Source organism: Streptomyces sp. NPDC016677, from assembly GCF_055562815.1.
On sequence record NZ_JBVHEO010000007.1, the window covers coordinates 173,141 to 193,481 of the forward strand.

A 20,341-nucleotide genomic window follows, 5' to 3' on the forward strand; every position below is an offset into this window, starting at 1 on the left:
GCTCATGCCTTGGGCCGCCAGGTCTCGATGTTCCACCAGGGGCCGCTGGCGAAGCCGTGCTCGTGCGGTTCGAGCTGGGTGGTGAGGCCCTCCCAGCGGTCGGCGAGGACGTAGAGGTGGTCGATGTGGGTGAGGAAGGTGTAGCCGGGGTCGTCGACGAGCGCCTGCTGGATCGTGTCGTAGGCGGCGCGGCGTTCGTCGGGGTCCTGGCTGCGGCGGCCGGTTCCGAGGGCCTGGTCGACGGCCGGGTTGTCGTAGCGGGCCATGTTGTTGAAGCCGTCGCCGGCGAGGGAGGAGTGCAGCAGGGTGTAGAGGCCGAAGTCGGGGTCGCCGACGCTGCCGAAGCCGGCCAGGACCGCGTCGCGGCCCATGCGGGGTTCGATGACCTCCCAGGTGGCGCTCTCCACGTTCACCTCGATGCCGGCCCGCTTGGCGTCGGAGGCGTAGGCGAGGGCGTGGTCCTGGCGGACCTTGTCGCCGGAGGGGTAGTAGAGGGTGAACGCGGCGCGCTGTCCGTCCTTGGCGCGGATGCCGTCGCCACCCGTCTTCCAGCCGGCCCGGTCGAGGACGCGGCGGGCCTCGGCCAGGTCCTGGTCGCGGGCGATCTCCTTGGCGTACCAGGGGTCGTCGGTGGGCAGCGGCCCGTACGCCGGCAGACCGGCGCCGTCGAGGATCTTGTCGACCATGGCCCGGCGGTCCACGGCGGCGTCCAGGGCCCGCCGGATCGCGCGGTCGCCGGTGACCGGGCCGGCCGTGGGGAGGGTGACGGCGCGGAAGTCGTAGGTCTTGGCGTCGTACGTGCGCCTGCTGTCGTCGTCCTTGAAGGTGGCGGCGAGGTTGGGCGGCAGGACGGCGCCGTCCAGGTCGCCGGAGCGCAGGCGGGTGGCGCGGACGTTGTCGTCGGCGATGATCGCCATGGTGAACGACTTGACCGCCGGTTCCCCGCCCCAGTAGTGGGGGTTGGCCTTGAAGGTGAGCTTCTCGCCCTTGCTCCACTTCGCGAGCGTGTACGGTCCGGTACCGACCGGCTCCGTGTTGAAGGAGCCGGTGTTGGGGTCCTGTCCGCCCGCGATGTGCTCGGGGACGATGGGCAGCACCGTGCGCGCGGCGAAGGCCGCGTAGGGGTACTTGAGCGTGAAGACGACCTGGTCGTCACCGCCGGCCCGGACGCTCTTGACGGCGTCCAGCTCGCTGCGCGCCGTGTTGTTGGTCTTCGGGTCGAGGATCGTCTCGTACGTGTAGACGACGTCCTCGGCGGTCAGCGGCTCGCCGTCGCTGAACTCGACGCCTTCGCGCAGGGTGTAGGTGTACGTCCGCCCGCCGTCGCCGATCTCGGGCAGGGCTCTGGCCAGCGCGGGCTTCAGCTTCAGGTCGGCGTCACGGGTGAGCAGCCCGTCGAAGATCTTGGAGTTCCCGTCCTTGCCGTAGCCGAGCAGCGGGCTGAGGGTGTCCGGTTCGGAGGCCACCCCGATCACGACGGACTCGGCCCCGCCCTTTCCCTCGCCTCCGCTCCCTCCCGGTGCGGAGCAGGCGCCGGCACCCACGGCCAGTGCGGCCGCGGCGGCGGCGCCTCGTATCCGACGGGTCCTCATGTGTCCCCCAGAGCAGTTGACGCGGATGAGCTATTGCACATGAGTCGCAATTAAAGCGTCAACCGGAGGCCGGGCGCACCTGCGCCCGCCGCGGCGGCCGGCGGGCAGGGCGGTCGGCGCGCCGGCCGTCGGCAGGACGGCCGGCGCGGCGGGCCGCGGTTGGGCGGCGCACAGGGCCATGACGATCCGGCCGGGGGCGACGCCGAGGGTACGGGTGACGGTCAGGGCGCGCCGGGCCCGCACCGCGGTGCTCCAAGCCGAGGAGCACCGTGCCCGTACTCGATCTCCGCGTCGGGTACGGCGTGCGGGGTGAGCGGCGCGGTGACCATGACGCTGGCGACCCCCGCCACCACCGCGGTCAGGACGGCGCGGCCGGTCCGGTACGGCGGTCAGCCGAGGCGCGCGGCGAACGCCTCGTGGGCCCGGTCGTCGAACAGCACGAACCTGATCTCCTCGACGGCCGTGTCGGCGCCCCGCACCGCGTCCACCGCGATGCGCGCCGCGTCGTCCAGCGGCCAGCCGTAGGAACCGGTCGAGATCGCCGGGAAGGCGACGGAACGGGCCCCGAGTTCGTCGGCCACCCGCAAGGACTCCCGGTAGCAGGACGCCAGCAGGGACGGATCGCCGCGGCCGGCGGCGTACACCGGGCCGACGGTGTGGATGACCCAGCGGGCGTCCAGTTCGCCGGCGGTGGTGGCGACCGCCCGGCCGGTGGGCAGGCCCCGGCCGTACCGCGAGGCGCGCAGCGTGCGGCACGCGTCGAGGATCGCCGGGCCGCCCCGGCGGTGTATGGCGCCGTCGACGCCGCCGCCGCCGAGGAGGGAGGAGTTGGCCGCGTTGACGATCGCGTCGGCCCGCTGGTGCGTGATGTCGCCCTGGACCAGGGTGATGACGGTCATGTCCGCCTCAGTCTCCGCCACACCGCCTTCGCCGCGTTGTGTCCCGACATGCCGTGTACCCCGGGACCGGGCGGAGTGGCCGACGAGCAGATGAAGACGGCCGGGTGCGGGGTGGCGTACGGGAAGAGGGACGGCTTGGGGCGCAGCAGCACCTGAAGACCGCTGATCGCGCCGGAGGCGATGTCACCGCCGACGTAGTTGGCGTTGCGGGCGGCCAGTTCGGGCGGGCCGGCGGTGGCGCGGGCGAGGACGCGGTCGCGGAAGCCGGGGGCGAAGCGCTCCAGCTGGCGTTCGATCGCGTCGGTGAGGTCCCCGGTCCAGCCGTTGGGGACGTGGCCGTACGCCCAGAAGACGTGCTTGCCCTCCGGGGCACGGGTGGGGTCGACGACGCTCGGCTGCACGGTGATCAGGAACGGCCGCTCGGGCGCGCGCCCGGCGCGGGAGGCGTTGTGCAGGGCGGTGCCGATCTCGGCGCTGTCCGCGCCGACCTGCACGGTGCCGGCGGCGCGGGCCTCGGGGGCGGTCCACGGGACGGGGCCGTCCAGCGCGTAGTCGATCTTGAAGACGCCGGGGCCGTACCGGTAGCCGTCGTAGGCCCGGCCGAAGCCCGCGATGCGGGCCAGCGCGGTGGGTGAGGTGTCGAAGACGTAGGCGCGGGCGGGCGGCAGGTCGTCCAGCCGTTTGACCTCGTAGTCGGTGTGCACGGTGCCGCCGAGATCGGTGAGGTGCGCGGCGAGGGCGTCGGAGATCGCCTGGGAGCCGCCGCGGGCCACCGGCCAGCCGTGGGCGTGCGCGGCGAGCAGGAAGACCAGGCCGATGGCGGAGGTGGCGAGGCCGCCGAGCGGGGCCATGACGTGCGCGACGAGACCGGACAGCAGGGTCCTGGCCCGCTCGTCACGGAAGCGGCGCATCAGCCAGGTCGACGGGGGCAGCCCGGTGAGGCCGAAGCGGGCGAGGGTGACGGGGTCGCGGGGCAGCGCGGTCAGCGGCAGCGACATGAAGTCCCTCACCAGCGTGTCCCAGCGCGGCAGGAACGGTTCGACCAGTCTGCGGTAGGTGCCCGCGTCGCGCGGTCCCAGTGAGGCGGCGGTCTCGCCCACCGACCGGGAGAGCACGGCGGCCGAGCCGTCGGGGAACGGGTGGGCCATGGGCAGCTCGGCGTGCAGCCACTGGAGGCCGTAGCGGTCCAGGGGCAGGGCGCGGAAGGCCGGTGAGCCGGCGGCGAGCGGGTGGGCCGCGGAGCAGGGGTCGTGCCGGAAGCCGGGGAGGGTCAGCTCCTCGGTGCGGGCGCCGCCGCCCACGGTGTCGCGGGCCTCGAAGACGGCGACGGAGAAGCCGCGCCGGGCCAGCTCCACGGCAGCGGTCAGTCCGTTCGGTCCCGCACCCACCACGACCGCATCGAGCATCGACGGCACCTTCGGACCCCTTCGTCAGCCGACGGCCACTGGGACCAGGATAGGCCCAGGGTCACCGGCGGTCCGGGGCCCCGGGGCACCGGCGGCTCCGGGGCACCGGTGACCCGCGGCCCCTGACGCGGCGGCGTCAGGCGGCGCCGCCGCCGGACAGCAGCGCGATCGTCCGCCGGGCGGTGGCCGCGTCGCGGGCGGCGGTGAACGGCAGCTCGTTGCCGCCCGTGATCCGGAACGGTTCGCCGGTCAGGGTCAGGTGGGTGCCGCCGGCCTCCTCGACGAGCAGCAGCCCGGCCGCGTGGTCCCAGGCGGCCTCCCAGGAGAACGCGGTGGCGTCCACCTCGCCGCGGGCCACGGCCAGGTATTCCAGGCCGGCCGAGCCGCAGGGGCGGGGTGCCATGCCCGGGACCTCCAGGGCCGCCAGGACGCGCTTCTGCTCGTCCGTGGTGAAGTCCGGGTGGGAGGTGGCGATCCGCAGGTCGTGGCCGGGCTCGGGCGGACCGGCGTACAGCCGCTCGCCGTCCAGGAAGGCGCCCTTGCCCCGTATCGCCGTGGCGAACTGGTCGCGGGCCGGCGCGTGGGTCCAGGAGGCGAGCAGCTCACCGCGGTGGGCGAGGGCGACCAGGGTGCAGAAGCCGCTGTCGCCGTGGACGAACTGCCGGGTGCCGTCGACGGGGTCGACGATCCACACCGGCGCGTCGCCGCGCAGCGCCTCGTAGCTGACCGGGTTGGCGTGCACCGCCTCCTCGCCGACGACGACCGAGCCGGGCAGCAGGGCGACCAGCGCCTCGGTGAGGTACATCTCCGCGTCGCGGTCGGCGTCCGTCACCAGGTCGTGCGGTCCGGTCTTCTCGTCCACCTCGTGGGCGGCCAGCCGCCGCCAGCGCGGCATGACCTCCTGCGCGGCCGCCTTGCGGACGGCCTCCTCCACGTCGTCGGCGTACCGGGCGAGAAACTCGTCGATGGTTTCGTTGTTCTCGATCATGCGTCCATGAGAGCACGCGCCACTGACAATCCCCACCCGGGTGGCGTACTCCGGGTGGAATCGGGACGAACATGCGGTGGGACCGCCCGGCCGCCCGGCACGGCGAGCCGCCCGCCGGCGCCGCGCCGGCGACACCCGGGTCACTCCCGGTGTTCCCGTCCCGCTCCGGAATACGGAGGCGGATCAGTGCACGGTGAGTACGGGGTTCCCGGCGGCGAGCTCGTCGTGGTGGACGTGGAGGTACGGCTCGCCGATGAGCACAGCGACAGTGCTCGGCGCACGCAGGATCCATGACTCGGCCGGCCAGGCAGACCGCCGCCACCTCGTGTCGCGCCTCGTGCGCGAGATACGCGTACACAAGGGAAAGAGCGGTCCGGGAAAGATTCGTGTCTGCCCGCTCCGGGTTCCGCCACCCTCACGAGCGGACCTGGCCCTGTCGGCCTGAGTCTCCTCCGCGGTCCCGACCCCGTATCGAGGGCCAAGACTGCGGCAAGGTCCAGCATGCGACTCGGCGGCCAGGCCGCCGATACCCGCCATACGGCTCCCATACCGTCATCCCAAAAGTGCCGAGGCAGAAGGAGACCCGCTGTTTCGGTGAGACGGACGGCGTCGCCACCCCGAGCGGGCAGATGATCGGCGCCCCGAGTTACCGTGGACCCGAAAACGGCACATGGAGGAAAAATGCACGGGGAGTACAAGGTCCCGGGCGGCAAGCTGGTCGTCGTTGATCTTGCTGTGGTCGACGGTGGACTCCGCGATGTGCGGGTCTCAGGCGACTTCTTCCTGGAGCCCGACGAGGCCCTGCCCGCCATCGACCAGGCGCTCGAAGGCGCCGCGGCCGAAACCGACACCGCCGGCCTCGCCGCCCGCATTGAAGCCGCCCTGCCCGAGGGAACGGTCATGTACGGCCTGACGTCGGAGGGTGTTGCCGTGGCAGTGCGTCGCGCCCTGACCAAGGCGACGGACTGGACCGACTACAACTGGGAGCTCATCCACGACGAGCCCCAGTCCCCCGCCCTGCACATGGCCCTCGACGAGGTCATCACTGCCGAGGTCGCCGCCGGGCGTCGCGGCCCCACCCTCCGGGTGTGGGAGTGGGCCCAGCCTTCGGTCATCATCGGCAGCTTCCAGTCCCTTCGCAACGAGGTCGACCCCGAGGGTGCCGCCCGCCACGGCATCACCGTGGTGCGCCGCATCACAGGTGGCGGGGCCATGTTCGTAGAGGTGGGCAACAGCATCACCTATTCCTTGTCCGTTCCCGCACCCCTCGTGTCCGGGCTGTCCTTCGCCGAGTCCTATGCCTACCTGGACGACTGGGTGCTCGGCGCGTTCGCCGACATGGGGATCAAGGCCTGGTACCAACCGCTCAACGACATCGCCACCGAGGCCGGCAAGATCGGCGGCGCCGCCCAGAAGCGCATGGTCGCCGCCGACGGCGGCCCCGGCGCCGTGCTGCACCACGTCACCATGAGCTACGACATCGACGCCGACAAGATGCTGGAGGTCCTGCGCATCGGCAAGGAGAAGATGTCCGACAAAGGCACCAGGAGCGCGAAGAAGCGCGTCGACCCGCTCCGCCGCCAGACGGGCCTGCCCCGTGAGACCGTCATCGAGCGGATACTCACCTCCTTCCGCAACCGCTACGGGCTGGCCGAGGGAAGCGTCACCGATGAGGAGATGGCCCGCGCGAAGGAACTCGCCGACAGCAAGTTCAGCAGCCCGGAGTGGACGGCCCGCGTTCCCTGATCACTGTCGGGCACAGGGCAATCATCAGCCAGGTGAGGTCTTCCGACAGGAAGACCGGGTGTCGGTCGCGATGTGTCGTTTGCGGCCCGGCACCTTCTTCCCGTCGTCGTAGCCGCGGGAGGCGGCCGGCGCCGTCGCGGCCGCCCGCACCGACTGCGCACCGACTGCGCGTCGACGATGCCCGCCGTGGGCTCGCCCTCGCGGCCTTCGCGTTCACGGACCCTCCCGCGCAGCCGGTCGTGGAACCCGGTGATCAGCCCGCGCTCGCGCAGCGGCCGAAGAAGGCGCGGACCCGGCCCCACGCGGGGAAGTCCGCGGGCATCGCCCACCGTCCCCGCCCCCGGAACCAGGCCGGTACCGCAGCAACGGCCGGATGACCGCCCACTCCGCGTCCGTCATGTCCGGCGGATACCGGCGAACCCGTTCGGGATGATCGGCCGCGTTGCCGTACGCGCGGGCGAGACAATCGCGTACCGCCGGAAGACCACCCGACCAGGAACCCTGTTCTACCGGCATGTCCCAAGACCGGTTGGGATACGGCTTCCCCGTACAGCTCACATGGACGCCCACACTTCTCGCGTGACCCGCGAGAGCGTCAACTACCCGACCTTGGCTCAACGCCCCAATCCGCCCCAACTGCCCTCCACACCCGGTCTTTGGCGGGTGGATTCAACTGGAACAGCGGTGACCGCAAGGGCAGTACTGTTGCCTTCCCGGACGCTCGCACCGACCCAGCCCGGCATCGCCCGGCATTGCCCGTGCGCCCCCGTCACCCTGCGCGAACAGACCTGAACGCCATTGCCGCATGTGCAATCCACTGAGTTGAGGGCAGCACCGACGAGGAGGAAAACAGGTGCACAGGCGTAAGCCGCGCGAGCGGCCCGAGATCCCGCAAGCACCGTATGGCGGGGCCGTTGTGCGGCGGGAGTCGTCCAGGGCCGCTGCCGTCGCGCCGCCCCTGCATACCGCCGACGCGTTCCGGGAGGTTCAGCGCAGCGCGGGCAACGCTGCGGTGACCCGCATGATCGCCCGCAGTGCGCGCCCCACGGCCGCTTCGGAGCGGCAGGACGAAGCGGCCTCACCGACCTCCGCCGGTCAGACGTCCGCGCCTTCCGTGGATGGGGCACACGGGCCGGACCGGGCCGTGGCGGTACAGCGCGTCACCGACCAGGCCAAGCATGTGGAGGAGGTGCTGCCCCGCGAGGAGTGGTACCGCCTGCAACTCGACCCTCGGCACCACGATGAGGCACGGCGGACGCACCCGAACAACCCCGGCGAGCTGTACGACCACCAGCAGTCGCCGGGATTCCAGGGCAGCATGAACGCCGCCTACGAGCAATACCTGAACGATCCGGCGACCATCGGCCACCGCGTCGACTTCCGCATGTACGAGGCCATGCACAACACCGTGGGCTCTCAACTGGGGAACCAGGTGGAAAAGTCCGGTGAGGTCGGTCTTCACACGATGTATCCGCTCCGCGCCGACTCCCCGACACCTTCGGTGCTCGATGAGGAGATCGGCGGCAGACCTCTCATGGTCAAGGCGGACCCCCTGATGAGATTCGGTATCATCCCGCGCGATCCACTCACCTGGAGCGGCCACTTCCAGCCCCATGGTGCCGACGGGATGTACACCGAGACCCTCTACAGAGACACCGAGGTCGAGGAGATCCTCGACAATGTCTTCAAGCGCTTCTACGAGAAACTCGGCGCGGCCCAGGCCCCCCGCGAAAAACTGAAGGCCATCGCCTGGGCGGTACGGACCATCCACATCATCCACCCGTACGAGGACACCAACCGGCGGCTCAACGTCCATGTGCTGTTGCCTCGGTTGCTGATGGCGGCCGGCTTCAAGCCGGTGATCTTCAAGGACATGGACGAGCTGTTCCAGGGCGGGCGGTCGTTGGAACAGGTCGCCGACGCGCTGGAGTCCGGCCAGGCCATGGATCTGTTGTCCGATTCGATCGAAGCGACAGCGCCGCAGTACGAGCCCGAGTGGCACCAGCGGGGCCAGTTCGGCCGACGGGAGGAGCCGATGCCCGCGCCACCGGGGACCTCCACCGAGTTGATCGAGATTCCGGACTTCTGACCGAGGGCCTGCGGCGGGTGCAGCAGGAGGCCGCTCGGGACCTCGCCCGGGAAGGCGCGAGGTCGCCTCCGCGGGCGATGCCGCCCGTCGTTGCGGATGGTCCGCCAGGTCCGGACGCGCGGGACCTTTCGACACCGACAGCCGCGGCGGTGCTACCGGCTTTGGGCCCGGCGCTGACCAGTTGCCGGTATCGGGCAGGCCGAGCACGCCTCCCTGACCAGACTGCGGAGCCTGCCCACGCTCCCGGCGAACCGCAAAGCCCCGATCGACCAGTCGCCCCGTCCGCACCGACGGCAAGCTCACCAAGCAGAACCTCTGGCGGCAGGCGGGCGTCAGCCGGGCCACGATCAACCGGGCAACCGCAGCGCTCATCGACGGGGATAACCACGTCAGCCACAGCGTGGCGACTGCCCTCCGCGAGCAGATCGCCCAACGCTCAGCCGTCGTCATCCCGCTCGACCGAGCACACCCCACACGCGAGTGAAAGTGGCCGGGAATCAGCCTGGGGCCGGCGGGCTGACATGGTGAGGTGTCGCGATCGACCTCCGTGTGCGGGTTCTCAGCCGAGCTGGTCTCTTCTCACCGGATCTGATCCGTACCTGATCCGTCCCATTGGTTCCGATCCGCCCGCCGCAGGAGCCAGTGGAGAATCTCGACAACCTGTGCCGGATACTGAGGGTGAAGGAAACAGCGTAAATCGATCAAAGTGGTTGCGGCAGGAGTGCCAGACCGGTCTCGCAGAGGTGTGCATCTCCTGGCGGGTGGCGCGGCCTGCCGGCCCGCGACGAGTAGGCTGATCGTTTGTCATCGGACCGGGGAGGTCGGCGTGGACTATGGCGACAAGCTTTTCTGGCTCTCGGTTGTGATCCAACGGAAGTACGCGCAGGTCTGCGCCGAGTTCGACCTGACCCCCTCGCAGGCAACGCTGCTCTGCGCAGTCAGGAACGAGCCGCGACAGATGGCCGACCTCGCCGCGTCGTTGGGTATGACCAAGAACGCATTGAGCCAGCTGGTCGACCGCATCGCGCGGCGCGAGTTGGTCGGCCGGGCAGGCTCGGCGCAGGACCGACGGGTCGTCATGCTCAGTGCGACGCCCACGGGGAAGGTGCTCGCCGAGGCCATTTACGCCGAGATCGCCAAGCGCCTGCCCGAGATCGCGAGGAACCTCGACGCCGACGACCAGCGCGACTTCGAGCGCCTGGCCACCGCCATCGTGGACACCTCGGACCTCTCTCCGCCCACCTCGAACCAACCCATCACACCGTGAGGTCCCGCTGCCCCCACACCTTGACGAAGTTCATGGCATGAACTACTTTCGTTCATGCCATGAACCAATGAAGGGTGGCAGCGATGAACACACAGACGACCGGCACGATCGCGGTCTTCGGCGCGACGGGGCAACAGGGTGGGGCGGTGGTCGACGCGTTGCTGGACCACAAGGCGCGGGTGCGGGCTCTGGTCCGCAACCCGCAGTCCGACCGGGCTCAGGCGCTGGCCGCCCGCGGCGTCGAGCTGGCGGCCATCCGGGCCGACGACCCGGCGTCGCTGGCCGCCGCGCTGGCGACGGTCGAGGGGTTCTACTTCATGACCCCGGAGGCGAACAGCCTCGAAGAGGTCGAGGCGGAGATCCACATCGGTACCGCGCTCGTCGACGCGGCGGTCGAGGCGGGCGTCCCGCACGTCGTGTTCAACTCGGTCTTCGGAGCGGACCGGGAGTCGGGCGTGCCGCACCACGACTCGAAGCACTGGATCGAGGAGCACCTGAAAAAATCCGGCCTCAGGGCCACGATGGTTCGCGCGACCGCCTTCATGGAGAACTTCGCGAGCGTGATGGCACCGAGCCTGGAGCATGGCGAGATCGTGCTGAGGCTGCCGCTGCCGGAGGACGTCGGTCTGAAGATGATCTCGGTCAGGGACATCGGCCGGGTCGCCGCCGCGCTCCTGCTCGGCACCGCGGAGGCACCCGGCGGAGCCGTCGAGCTCGTCGGCGACGAGCTGACGGGCCCCCAGATCGCCGCGGCGTTCGGCGCGCGCGCCGGGCTCCCGGCACGGTACGAGGTCCTCCCGCTGAGCGTGCTTCCCACCGACCTCGACAGGGTGATGTTCCGCGAGTTCGCGAAGGCGGCGGAATACCCTTCGGACCCCGCGGTGGTGCGCTCGATCGAGCCGGCCACCCTGGACCTGGCCGAGTGGATCCGAGCTACCGGCTGGACCGCGCCCGCCAACGTGGCTGGTTCCTGAGCCTCCGGCCGCGGTGAACGCCCCGCGATCGTGCCCACGGTCTCGGCGCTCTGGGCACGGCAACGCATCCGCCAACGGTTGCAGCAGTCACGAAGCTCCCGGGGCGTGCCCGAGGCCGACACCGGCACACTGGGTGCCGAGACGCCACCGCGCCGGCGTCTGGACCCGTACAGCGGATGACCGGAACGGGGATGGCCGGAACGGGCTTGACCGTGCCGGCCATCCGACCGCATCGTGCTGTTCCAGCGCCCGCCGTTGGCCGGGTTCCTGTGTTCGGAGCCGGTCAGGGCGTCATGTCCGTGGGGGCTCGGCTCCTGTCTCCGCCTCGTCGCGCATCCGAGACCGGTAACGCTGCGGCGACTCCCCTACCTCCCGCTTGAACGCTGTACTGAACGTGCTTTCCGATGCATATCCCAGGACAGAGGCGAGGGAGGCGATGCGGTCGTCTCCCTCACGGAGGGCGCGCTGCGCCAGCAGCATCCGCCAGTGGCTGAGGTAGGTGAGCGGTGGCATTCCTGCCACGAGCCGGAAACGCGAGGCGAAGGTCGTCCGGGACATCGACGCGGCGCGCGCCAGTTCCGCCAGCCGCCAGGGTCGCCCGGGTTCGGCGTGCATGAGGTCGAGCGCTGGACGCAGCCGTTCGTCGGCCAGCAGCCGCAGCCGTCCCGGGGGAAGTTCGGCCTGATCGATGTAGGCGCGGAGCATGTCCAGCAGCAGGAGCCGACCGTGCTGCCGGATGGCGAACGCTGAGCCCATGAGGTTGCTGGCCACCTCGTCGAGGATCCGGTCGAGGCTGCTGCACAAGCGGGGTGCCGCGGAGGCCGACCCGCGGACGTGCCCGACTGGTGGAAGCGCCTCCAGCAGCAGGGTCTCTCCTGCCGGATTGAGATCGATATGTCCGGCGAGGACGATGTCGTCGGCCCCGACCAGGTCGGCAGCGTCATCGTGGAAAGAGGAGTAGCCGACCGGCATCTCGATTTCGCGGGGCGGCCCCTCCCCCGTGCCGCCCTGGAGCTCCAGCCATGCGCGGTGGTTCAGGATCGCGATGTCGCCCGGTTTCAAGTCGAGCGGGTCAGCGACGCCGTCCGTGGTCAGCCGGGCCTGGCCGCGCGCCATCGCGATGAACTTCAGCGGGTCGGCGAGGGCGGAACGCGCCACCCATGACCCTCGCGTGGTGAAGCCGCCCGACATCAGCCCGCGGATTTCGACGACATCGAGCACCTCGGACAGCTGGTCACCGGTCATACCCGCACGCTCGCAAAGGGAAACCGGACTGTCACGTATTCAAAGTGCAAGCGGTCGGGCACAGGATGGTGGCCGTGAGCGAAACGTGGTCGCTGACCACGGCAAGCCCTCCCGCCTGTCCGCGGACAGGCGGCGCGACAACCCCCCATGCCCGGACCGGTCGGCAGGCCACAAGACACGGCGGGACACCGCGCCCGTCCACGACACAGCAGGAGATCCTGATGAGCATCGAGCGGAACAAGGAGATCGCCCGTCGGCTGGTGGAGGGCTTCTCCGCGGACGGCGACATCAACGCGACCTTCGCCCTGCTCCGGGAGGACGCCGTATGGACCGTGATGGCGCACCCTGACTCGTTCTCTCTTTCCGGTGGCATGCCGAAGGAACAGTTCATCAGGCACATCACGGATTTCCGGAAATCGACTCCCGGCGGACTCCGCATGATCGTCACCGGGATGACGGCGGAGGGCGATCGGGTGGCCGTGGAGGCCGAATCGACGGGCACGCTGAGCAACGGCAGTGTCCTCAACCAGGTCTACCACTTCCTCTTCGAGATCAAGAATGACAAGATCGTCGCGGCCAGAGAGTACATCGACACGGCGCACGCGGTGGCCGTCTTCAGCGGCTGAACCCCCTCCTGACCCCCGGCCTCACGGCGATGGCCGTCGCGGCCCGCCGCACCGCGCGGCCCACCGCCCCGCTGCGCGCGGAGCCCGGCTCGACAGGCCGGTGCGCCGAACACCCGCCCCGACTGGCGGGCGGCGGTCATCGCGGCGCTCTGTGGCCGCTCGGCCTGCCGGTGGCGAGTGCCGCGCTCGGCCCGTCCGCGTCGGGCGAGGGGATCGCGCAGACCACGAAACGCATCGTCGCGCACACCGACGGCACCGCCCCCTTGAGGGCGACGCGCGGTTCGGCGATGGCGGTGAAGTACGGCGCGGCCGGTGCGCGCGGGGAGGCCCGTGCGGGCTTTCCCCATGTGCGCCGCGCGCGAGGCGCCGGCCACGGTCCGGACGGTGGGCGCCACCGAGGCGCGGGCGCGCCTGGACGCCCTGCTGACCGTGATGTGTCCCCGCGCGACAGCGAACTGCTCCACGGGGCCGGGCCGCTCGGCCTGCACCAGGTCCACGCCGGTGCCCGCGCCGTCCTGGAAGCGGGCGGCACCGCCACCCCGGCGGGCGCCGGGACGCTCGCCGCGAAGGGCCCCGGGCGGCGTGCACCGCTGCGGCTGGAGCCCCCGCGGCAGCGCCGGCCTCTGGCGGGGCGCTCATCCTGGGCATCTTCCCCAAATGCGCCGGGGCGCAAGACTTCTGACGGTCCGTCCGATAGCGTACCGAGGCCGTCGCGGGCCACTGCGCGGACGTCGTACCGCCTTCCGTCAGACCGCTGTGTCACCGGCCGGCCACGCACCGAGTTCGCCCTTCCGCCCCACAGGGAGACGTGTGACACTGTCGTCCCGTCCGCTGTGCGGACCCCCTCCGCACCGTCCCCCACGAGAAGTGCGCCGTGCCTTCGCTACCCCTGCCGCTCGCCCTCACCGCGCGCCTGGCCCCGGTCGCCGTGCTCGCCACGGCGGGCTGGGCTCTGTCGTCGCCGTCCGACACCACCTCGGCCGCCGGGCCCGGGGCGACGGCGACCGCGTCCGGGACACCGACCGCCGCCGCGTCCGCCACCGAGGCACCCGCGAAGACGTACGCCGGCGCCCCCGACCCGTGCGCGAGCCTGGCGAAGAAGACGGTCACCTCGCTGGTGCCGGGCGCCAAGACGGCCGGCAAGGAGATCGCCTCGACCGACGCCGAGGTCCGCCGCACCTGTTCGTGGAACGCGCTCAAGGAGTACGACTACCGCTGGCTCGACGTCTCCTACGAGGTCGCGGAGTCGGACGAGGCGGCCGAGAGGGCGTACGACGAGCGGCTCGCCGACAAGAGCGGCGGCGGCGCGGTCGAGGGGCTCGGGGACGCGGCGTACTCGGTCGTGAACCTCACCACCGAGGACAAGCAGCAGACCCGTGAGGGCACCGTGGTGGTGCGTACCGCCAACGCCCTGGTGGTCATCACCTACAACGGCAGCGACTTCGAGTCGAAGAAGGCGCCCGACACGGACACGATCAACAAGGGCGCCATCAAGGCCGCCAAGGAGGCCCTGGCCTCCTTGGCGGACGGCCAGGACTGAGTCCGGCGGTACGCGGTCGGCGTCCGCGCCGGGTGCGGCGGCGCCGAGGCCGGCCGTCCTTCTGATCGCCACGCGTGTCCACTGCGGCATATCGGGACATTCCGCATACATTCGGCCATGCCCCGTTCTTCTGTCGCGCCGTGCGGGACCGCAGGCCATGAGCCACGCACGCGCTTCTCCGTACCCGGGGTCACCACCGCTAGGAGATGCCGGTGATCGACCGAATCTGGCTGCATCCGCCGCTCGCCATCGCCCGGCTGGGCCCGTCCCCCGTGCCGTGCGACAACTACCGCTGGGGGCCGAGCGACCTGTCGCCGCGCGGTACCGGCAAGACCACCGTCGTCCCGGCCGTCACCCTCGACCTCGCCGCCGACGGCACACTGTCCGAGCGGATGCCGGCGCAGACGCGGTTCAAGGACGCCGACGGCTGGCGGCCGGTGTGCCCGTACTTCGAGCTGCACGCCACCTGGACCAGTGGCGGCGACCGCAGGACCGGGCCGCTCACCGAGGCGGTGCTGGCGGAGTCCGGGCTGAGCCGCGCGGATCTGCGCTGGCGGGTGGCGGTCGCCAATCTCAAGGCGTACCACTACACCCAGGCCACCGGCGACCGGGTCGAGGCGCACGCCGAGGTGCGGGGCGACGACCACACCCGCCACCCGCTGGACGGCACCTCTCCGCAGGGCGACGCCCGGCCGCTGGTCCCGGCCGGCGCCAGGCTGCCGCTCGGCGCGGTCCAGCTGCCCGCCCCGAACGCCGCCCTGCCGGAACTGCGGCTGCGGTTCACCCCGGGAGCCGGCGCGGTGTACGGGCCGACCGACCTGGCGACCCGCGCGCGGGGCACGGAGTACCGGCTGCCACCGGAGCGGCTGATCCTCGACGCGGGTGCGGTCTGGTGCGGGTTCCCGCTGCAGAACACCAGTGACGATCCGCGGACGGTCCCGGGCGGCCTCTTCGCGGGCGCGGAGCTGGAGGAGAGCCTCGGCCTCGTCGACGACGTCTGCGACGGCACGGTCGTCGCCACCCTCCCGGGCGGTCTGACGGCGACCGCCCGGATCGTGGTGGGCCCGCCCGACTTCGCCCCGGACCGGCGCCCCTTCATCTCGCTGGCCGACGGGCTGGCGGACCGGGTGCGGCGGGAGGACGTGCACGATCCCGCGTACCTCGCCGACGAGCGGCTGACCGCCCTGGAGGTCCGGGACCTGTTCGAGCGGGTCCTGGAGACCATGGGGAACGTCAACGTCGAGGTGCAGAACGGCCGCTTCCGCACGCCGCCGCTGGAACCGCCGCGGAAACTGACGAGCGTCCTGCTCGAACTGACCGACCGCGGGCGCCGGCGGCACCGCCGGTACGTGGCGCTGGAGGTCCTGGAGGACCTGCTGCGCGAGCAGCCCGGTCTCCTCCGCCGCGTCGTTCGCGAGCCCGTCCCCGAGGAGCCGGTGTGGGACGAGCGGATGCCCGTCGCGATGCGCGGCGCCGACTCCTACGCCCTCCACCTGACCCGCCGGCAGTACGACCTGCTGGTCAACTGGTCACGGACGCTGCGCGGGAACACGGAGGCCGGCTCATGACCGTGCTGCTCCGCATCGGCCGCCGCCCGCCGCCGGACCCGGGACCCGGGGACGGCCTTCCGGGGCCCGGCTCCGAGTTCAGGGTCTTCCGCAGTGCGCACGGCGCCCATCTGTTCGTGGCCGACGGCAGCCGGGTGTACGACCTGCCCGAGGAGACCGCGGCCAGGCTCCAGCGCTGGACGCGAACCCCGGAGGGCTCCCTGGAGGAGCTGGCCCGCGAGCTGTCGCTCCCCCTGTGGACCGAGCAGCGCGTCGACGGCACCCCCGCCGAGCCGCCACCGCTGTCCTCCCTCTCCCTCAACGTGATGCAGGCCTGCAACCTGAGCTGCGGACACTGCTACGCGGACGAGGGCAGGTTCGGGGGCGCCGCCCGCGCGATGCCCCGCCGGACGGCGTTCGCGGCGATCGACCGCCTGCTGGCCGAAGCCGCGCCGGGGGCGGACGTGGTGGTCGGCTTCATGGGCGGTGAGCCGATGCTCGCCCGGGACCTGGTGCACGAGGTGGTCGCCTACGCGGAGCGGGCCGGTGCCGCCGCGGGCCACCCGGTCCGCTTCGCGCTCACCACCAACCTGACGACCGTACGCCCCGAGGACGCCCGGCTCTTCGCCGAGCACCCCTTCACCGTCACCGTCAGTCTCGACGGGGACCGGGCCGGCCACGACGGGCTGCGGAGGGCACCGGGCGGCGGCAGCGCCTACGACCGGCTGCGGGCCGGCCTGGACGTGCTGGCCCGGCACGGGCGCCCGCGCCACCTCGCCGCACGGGTCAGCGTCACCCCGCGCACGGGGCGGCTGCTCGACGTACTGGAGCACGGCATCGGACTGGGCTTCGACGAGGTCGGCTTCGCCGCCGTGGTCAGCGCGCCCGACCCGGCGTACGAGATCACCGCCGAGACCTTCACCGGCTTCCTGGACCAGATGGTGGAGTGCGGCGAGTGGGCGCTGCGGGAGCTGTCGGCGGGGCGTGCCTGTCCGTTCGGCAACTTCCAGACCGCGATGCGCGAGCTGCACCGCGGCACGCACCGGCCGTACCCGTGCGGCGCGGGGGCCGGGTACCTCAGCGCCTCGGCCGACGGCGGCCTGTACGCCTGCCACCGGCTGGTCGACGACCCCGCCTTCGCCATGGGTTCGCTCGCCGCCGGGTCGGACGTCCCGGCCCGCGCGGCCCACCTGGCGGCGCGCCATGTGGACCGGCAGGAGCCGTGCCGGTCCTGTTGGGCGCGTTACCTGTGCGGCGGCGGCTGCTACCACGAGGTGAGCCGCCGGGGCCGGCCCGGCTGCGACTACATCCGCGGCTGGCTGGAGTTCTGCCTGAGGGCGTACGTCGAACTCTGCCAGGCGGCCCCGGAGTTCTTCCTCCCGTCGCCCGGTCCGGCCGTACGGCTGGTCAGCCCCGCCAGTCCCGTGAGCGCCGTCGGCGCCGTCGACGCCGTCTGAAGGAGCCTGCATGCCCGACCTTCCGACCCCCGAAGGGAAGATCTTCCCGCGCAATCTCACCGCGAGGGCCGACCACGTCGTACGCGGCAACCCCGCGGGCAGTCGCCCGGAGAGCGGTGTCGACAACTGCTTCCCTGGTCTGGAGTTCGATCAGCGCAACCTGGACAAGGCCTTCTTCCCGGGACTGACCGTCGACTTCCAGCGCCGCAGCGGCTCCAAGGTGCTCGCCGTGCACGGCGGGGCCGCGGCGGAGCTGGGCCTGACCCAGGCCGACGTGGACGACCCCGACAGCCCCCTGTACATCTGGGGGCTGTGCGGGCGTACGACGGTGGACCAGACGGAGTTCTCGGCGCCCGTCATCGACTGCGCCGGACTGGACGGCCTGGACGTGTGGCGGCGGGTGCACGATCTGCTGCCCGGGCGCATCGCCGTCCTGCTCGGTCCGGGGCCGGGAGCCTCCTCGGAGGGCACGCTCGCCGTCGGAGACCTGGGTGCCCTGCGGCGGAACGACGCCGGGTTCGTCCGGCGCGGCCCGTCCGGCGGCTTCGAACTCGCCGTCCTGGTCGCCGAGCGGGCCCGCTACCTGGACGAGGACGGGGTGATCGACCCGGGGACGTACCGGCCGGGCGATCTCACGCGCAGCCTGTGCGCCCCGTGGCAGTACGACTTCCGTGACTGCGGGTGCTGGTACTGGGCCGCGTCCAAGCCCGACGTCACGAGCAGTGCGGACGGCGGTGTCGCCCAGATGAACTTCCTGCGCCGCGACCGGCGGCCGGCGGCCGATCTGGATTCGGACGCGACGGAGCCCGGTTCGAACCGGGGCAGGCGCACGCTGCTGGAGTTCACGTATCCCGGACTGATCTCGGACTGGGAAGTGCTCCCCGTGGTCCTCAACGACCGCGAGGACGACGCCCTCGGGACGCCGGGCCCGTCCCCGGTCCGGCCGCTGGACCGGGCGAGGGTGATCGAGGAGCTGAAGCGGCTGGCCACGGTCGAGCACGCGCTGTGCGTGGAGTACCTGTTCGCGCACTACTCGCTGAACGCGCCCCTGGAGCTGCCCGAGGGCGCGAGCGCCCAGACCACGCTGATCCACACGGCCGCCGCGGAGGTGTTCGCCGTCGCGGTCGACGAGATGCGGCATCTGCGCTGGGTCAACGAGGCCCTCGGGACCCTGGGCGAGCCGGCGGTGCTCGGCCGTGCGGCGGAGATCGAGCGCGACGGGGTTCACCCCTTCGCGCTGCGCCCGCTCACCGCGGAGCAGTTGCAGTGGTTCATCGACGTCGAGGCCCCGAGCCAAGAGGTGGGCACCGGGATCGACGGGATGTACGTCCAGCTGCACGAGACGCTGGTGAGGAAGCCGGAGCTGTTCGCGGAGTCCGACCGGCTGGCCCACCTGGTCAAGCTCATCATCGACGAGGGCGGCGACCACTTCCGTCGCTTCACCGCGGTCAGGAGCCACTTGGCCGCGCTCACCGAGCAGCAGTACCTGCGCGACCTCGGGCCGGGCAGCGGAACGCCGCTGCAGACGCACCTGCTGACGCTCAGCGACCAGTACTACGCGCTCCTGCTCGGAATGCTGCGGCCCACCTTCGGACTCGGCGACCGCGCGGGCGGGGTGCTGATCGAGCAGTCCCGCCGCACGATGACCAACCTGCACGAGATCAACCACATCCTCGCGGCAGGGGGCGTGGCGCCCCGGTTCACGCTGCCCGCCTGGCTCACCGGGCCCGGCGGGCAGGGCGGGGCCGCGGTCGGGCAGCTCACACGGGCCGCCGCGCTGGCCGCGATCCGGGCCCATGAAGCGATCTTCGCGCTCGGCAGCCCGGGGGCGCGGGCACTGGCGACCCGCCACCGGGTCGACGTCGAGGCGCTGCTCGCCGTGCTGACCATGCACGACGGTGGCGGAGCGGACGGCGACGGGTGAGTACCGCCGTCACGATCGCCGGGTCCGGGCTCGCCGAGCTGACCTGCGCCTGGCTGCTGGCCCGGCGCGGGCACCGGGTCCGGCCGGCCGCGGACGCTCCGGCAGCGGGCGCCCGGCCGCTGCTGCTGACCGGGCCGACGCTGGAACTGCTCCGCTCGCTCTGGGGCGACGGGCTCCTCCACGGCACCTGGCGACTGGATCAGCGGCAGGTGCGCTGGGGGGCGGGCGAGCGCCCGACGCGGTTCGCGCAGCCGGCCCGCGTGGTGGACGGCGCGGTGCTGGCGGCCAGGATGCGGGAGCGGCTCGGGACGGTCCTCGGCCCGTCGGCCGGAACCGCCCGGTGGGTGGTGACGGCGCGGTCACCGGACGGTCCGGGCGACCGGCTGACCGCCGGGCGGCGGCATCTGCTGGCGGGGACCGCGCCGCTGCGGTCCGGGACGGACGAGCGGACCGCGCTGTTGGACACCACGGCACTCGGCTGGCTCCAGCTCACCCCGCTCGGCGAGGGCCGGTGCCTGGCGCAGGCCATGGTGCCGGGCCCGGCCGAGGACCCCACCGCACTGCTGGCCCGGCTGCTCGCCTCCTCCGGTCTGGGCCGCGTACTGCGCCACGCACCGCGTGCCGCGACCGGCATCCCGGCCGCCCCGCGACTGCACCACGCGCCGGCACTGCCGCCCGGCCACCTGACACCGGCCGGCCGGATCACCGTCGGGGCGGGCGCCGTCCGCTTCGACCCGCTCAGCGGCACGGGCACCGCCCAGGCCCTGCGTACGGCCGTCCTCGCCGCCGCCGTGATCGACGCCGCCGCCGGCGGGGCCCCGGCGGCGCCGCTCTGCCGCCACCTCACCGGCCGGCTGCGCGCCGCCTTCGCCGAACACCTGGCGACCTGCGCCGCGCTGTACGGCTCCGCCCTCACCTCCGTGGCCTGGCGGGACGAACTGGACGCCGCCCGCCTCGGCTCCCCCGCACCGGGCCGGCCGGTCGCCCCGGTGTGACGGTCCAGCAGAGCCGGGAACGTCCCGGCGTCGCGCCGCGGGCGTG

Annotated in this window: 15 protein-coding genes and 2 pseudogenes; 11 read left to right on the forward strand and 6 right to left on the reverse strand. The window is 72.2% G+C overall.

Annotation, left to right across the window (positions count from 1 at the left end; all coding sequences use genetic code 11):
* Positions 1-2 precede the first annotated feature (2 nt).
* From ACZ3IG_RS20985 to ACZ3IG_RS21000, 4 genes are all read right to left on the reverse strand, one after another.
* Positions 3-1,592, reverse strand: a complete 1,590-nt coding sequence (locus ACZ3IG_RS20985) for an ABC transporter substrate-binding protein (protein ID WP_467433888.1) — start codon at positions 1,590-1,592, stop codon at positions 3-5.
* Between the two features lie 389 nt (positions 1,593-1,981).
* Entirely contained in the window at positions 1,982-2,491 is a 510-nt protein-coding gene (locus tag ACZ3IG_RS20990; protein ID WP_467433889.1) for an O-acetyl-ADP-ribose deacetylase, read from the reverse strand.
* The gene (locus ACZ3IG_RS20995) at positions 2,488-3,897 is read right to left on the reverse strand and encodes a phytoene desaturase family protein (RefSeq protein WP_467433890.1); all 1,410 of its coding nucleotides are present in this window, start codon (positions 3,895-3,897) and stop codon (positions 2,488-2,490) included. Before ACZ3IG_RS20995 ends, ACZ3IG_RS20990 begins: the two co-directional genes overlap by 4 nt.
* A 136-nt stretch (positions 3,898-4,033) precedes the next feature.
* Positions 4,034-4,885, reverse strand: a complete 852-nt coding sequence (locus ACZ3IG_RS21000; RefSeq protein WP_467433892.1) for an inositol monophosphatase family protein — start codon at positions 4,883-4,885, stop codon at positions 4,034-4,036.
* 681 nt (positions 4,886-5,566) lie between these two features.
* Between ACZ3IG_RS21000 and ACZ3IG_RS21005 the strand changes: the two genes are divergently transcribed.
* Positions 5,567-6,631, forward strand: coding sequence for a lipoate--protein ligase family protein (locus ACZ3IG_RS21005; RefSeq protein WP_467433893.1), 1,065 nt, complete (start codon positions 5,567-5,569; stop codon positions 6,629-6,631).
* Between the two features lie 24 nt (positions 6,632-6,655).
* On the opposite strand, the pseudogene ACZ3IG_RS21010 reads toward ACZ3IG_RS21005, so the two are convergent.
* A pseudogene (locus ACZ3IG_RS21010) lies at positions 6,656-6,802 on the reverse strand (transposase); the annotation flags it as partial.
* 682 nt (positions 6,803-7,484) lie between these two features.
* Here ACZ3IG_RS21010 and ACZ3IG_RS21015 point away from each other — a divergent pair.
* From ACZ3IG_RS21015 to ACZ3IG_RS21025, 3 genes are all read left to right on the forward strand, one after another.
* Positions 7,485-8,720 carry a hypothetical protein gene (locus tag ACZ3IG_RS21015; RefSeq protein ID WP_467433894.1) on the forward strand — a complete coding sequence of 412 codons (1,236 nt, stop codon included), beginning with the start codon at positions 7,485-7,487 and terminating at the stop codon, positions 8,718-8,720.
* An 826-nt stretch (positions 8,721-9,546) separates the two neighbouring features.
* Complete coding sequence (locus ACZ3IG_RS21020; protein WP_467433896.1) at positions 9,547-9,987, forward strand: MarR family winged helix-turn-helix transcriptional regulator; 441 nt, start codon at positions 9,547-9,549, stop codon at positions 9,985-9,987.
* 83 nt (positions 9,988-10,070) lie between these two features.
* Positions 10,071-10,961, forward strand: a complete 891-nt coding sequence (locus ACZ3IG_RS21025) for an NmrA/HSCARG family protein (protein ID WP_467433897.1) — start codon at positions 10,071-10,073, stop codon at positions 10,959-10,961.
* Positions 10,962-11,252: 291 nt separating this feature from the next.
* Here the strand turns inward: ACZ3IG_RS21025 and ACZ3IG_RS21030 are convergent, their stop codons facing one another.
* Positions 11,253-12,206, reverse strand: a complete 954-nt coding sequence (locus ACZ3IG_RS21030) for an AraC family transcriptional regulator (protein ID WP_467433898.1) — start codon at positions 12,204-12,206, stop codon at positions 11,253-11,255.
* A 221-nt stretch (positions 12,207-12,427) separates the two neighbouring features.
* On the opposite strand from ACZ3IG_RS21030, the gene ACZ3IG_RS21035 reads away from it, so the two are divergent.
* The 7 genes and pseudogenes from ACZ3IG_RS21035 to ACZ3IG_RS21065 all read left to right on the forward strand — a co-directional run bounded on the left by ACZ3IG_RS21035 (position 12,428) and on the right by ACZ3IG_RS21065 (position 20,295).
* On the forward strand, positions 12,428-12,832 hold the full coding sequence (locus tag ACZ3IG_RS21035) for a nuclear transport factor 2 family protein (RefSeq protein WP_467433899.1): 405 nt from the start codon (positions 12,428-12,430) through the stop codon (positions 12,830-12,832).
* A 29-nt stretch (positions 12,833-12,861) separates the two neighbouring features.
* Positions 12,862-13,128 (forward strand): annotated as a pseudogene (locus ACZ3IG_RS21040) (triphosphoribosyl-dephospho-CoA synthase); the annotation flags it as partial.
* Positions 13,129-13,706: 578 nt separating this feature from the next.
* Complete coding sequence (locus ACZ3IG_RS21045) at positions 13,707-14,372, forward strand: hypothetical protein (protein WP_467433900.1); 666 nt, start codon at positions 13,707-13,709, stop codon at positions 14,370-14,372.
* A 212-nt stretch (positions 14,373-14,584) separates the two neighbouring features.
* On the forward strand, positions 14,585-15,940 hold the full coding sequence (locus tag ACZ3IG_RS21050) for a hypothetical protein (protein ID WP_467433901.1): 1,356 nt from the start codon (positions 14,585-14,587) through the stop codon (positions 15,938-15,940).
* Positions 15,937-17,376 carry a radical SAM protein gene (locus tag ACZ3IG_RS21055; RefSeq protein WP_467433902.1) on the forward strand — a complete coding sequence of 480 codons (1,440 nt, stop codon included), beginning with the start codon at positions 15,937-15,939 and terminating at the stop codon, positions 17,374-17,376. Before ACZ3IG_RS21050 ends, ACZ3IG_RS21055 begins: the two co-directional genes overlap by 4 nt.
* A gap of 10 nt (positions 17,377-17,386) precedes the next feature.
* Complete coding sequence (locus tag ACZ3IG_RS21060) at positions 17,387-19,300, forward strand: ferritin-like domain-containing protein (RefSeq protein ID WP_467433903.1); 1,914 nt, start codon at positions 17,387-17,389, stop codon at positions 19,298-19,300.
* Complete coding sequence (locus ACZ3IG_RS21065) at positions 19,297-20,295, forward strand: NAD(P)-binding protein (protein WP_467433904.1); 999 nt, start codon at positions 19,297-19,299, stop codon at positions 20,293-20,295. The genes ACZ3IG_RS21060 and ACZ3IG_RS21065 overlap by 4 nt, the downstream gene beginning before the upstream one ends.
* Positions 20,296-20,341 lie beyond the last annotated feature (46 nt).

Coding starts and splice junctions, on each gene's coding strand:
- ACZ3IG_RS21035 (WP_467433899.1), top strand. CDS start 12,428: ATGAGCATCGAGCGGAACAAGGAGATCGCCCGTCGGCTGGTGGAGGGC.
- ACZ3IG_RS21000 (WP_467433892.1), bottom strand. CDS start 4,885: ATGATCGAGAACAACGAAACCATCGACGAGTTTCTCGCCCGGTACGCC.
- ACZ3IG_RS21030 (WP_467433898.1), bottom strand. CDS start 12,206: ATGACCGGTGACCAGCTGTCCGAGGTGCTCGATGTCGTCGAAATCCGC.
- ACZ3IG_RS20985 (WP_467433888.1), bottom strand. CDS start 1,592: ATGAGGACCCGTCGGATACGAGGCGCCGCCGCCGCGGCCGCACTGGCC.
- ACZ3IG_RS21005 (WP_467433893.1), top strand. CDS start 5,567: ATGCACGGGGAGTACAAGGTCCCGGGCGGCAAGCTGGTCGTCGTTGAT.
- ACZ3IG_RS20990 (WP_467433889.1), bottom strand. CDS start 2,491: ATGACCGTCATCACCCTGGTCCAGGGCGACATCACGCACCAGCGGGCC.
- ACZ3IG_RS20995 (WP_467433890.1), bottom strand. CDS start 3,897: ATGCTCGATGCGGTCGTGGTGGGTGCGGGACCGAACGGACTGACCGCT.
- ACZ3IG_RS21060 (WP_467433903.1), top strand. CDS start 17,387: ATGCCCGACCTTCCGACCCCCGAAGGGAAGATCTTCCCGCGCAATCTC.
- ACZ3IG_RS21025 (WP_467433897.1), top strand. CDS start 10,071: ATGAACACACAGACGACCGGCACGATCGCGGTCTTCGGCGCGACGGGG.
- ACZ3IG_RS21055 (WP_467433902.1), top strand. CDS start 15,937: ATGACCGTGCTGCTCCGCATCGGCCGCCGCCCGCCGCCGGACCCGGGA.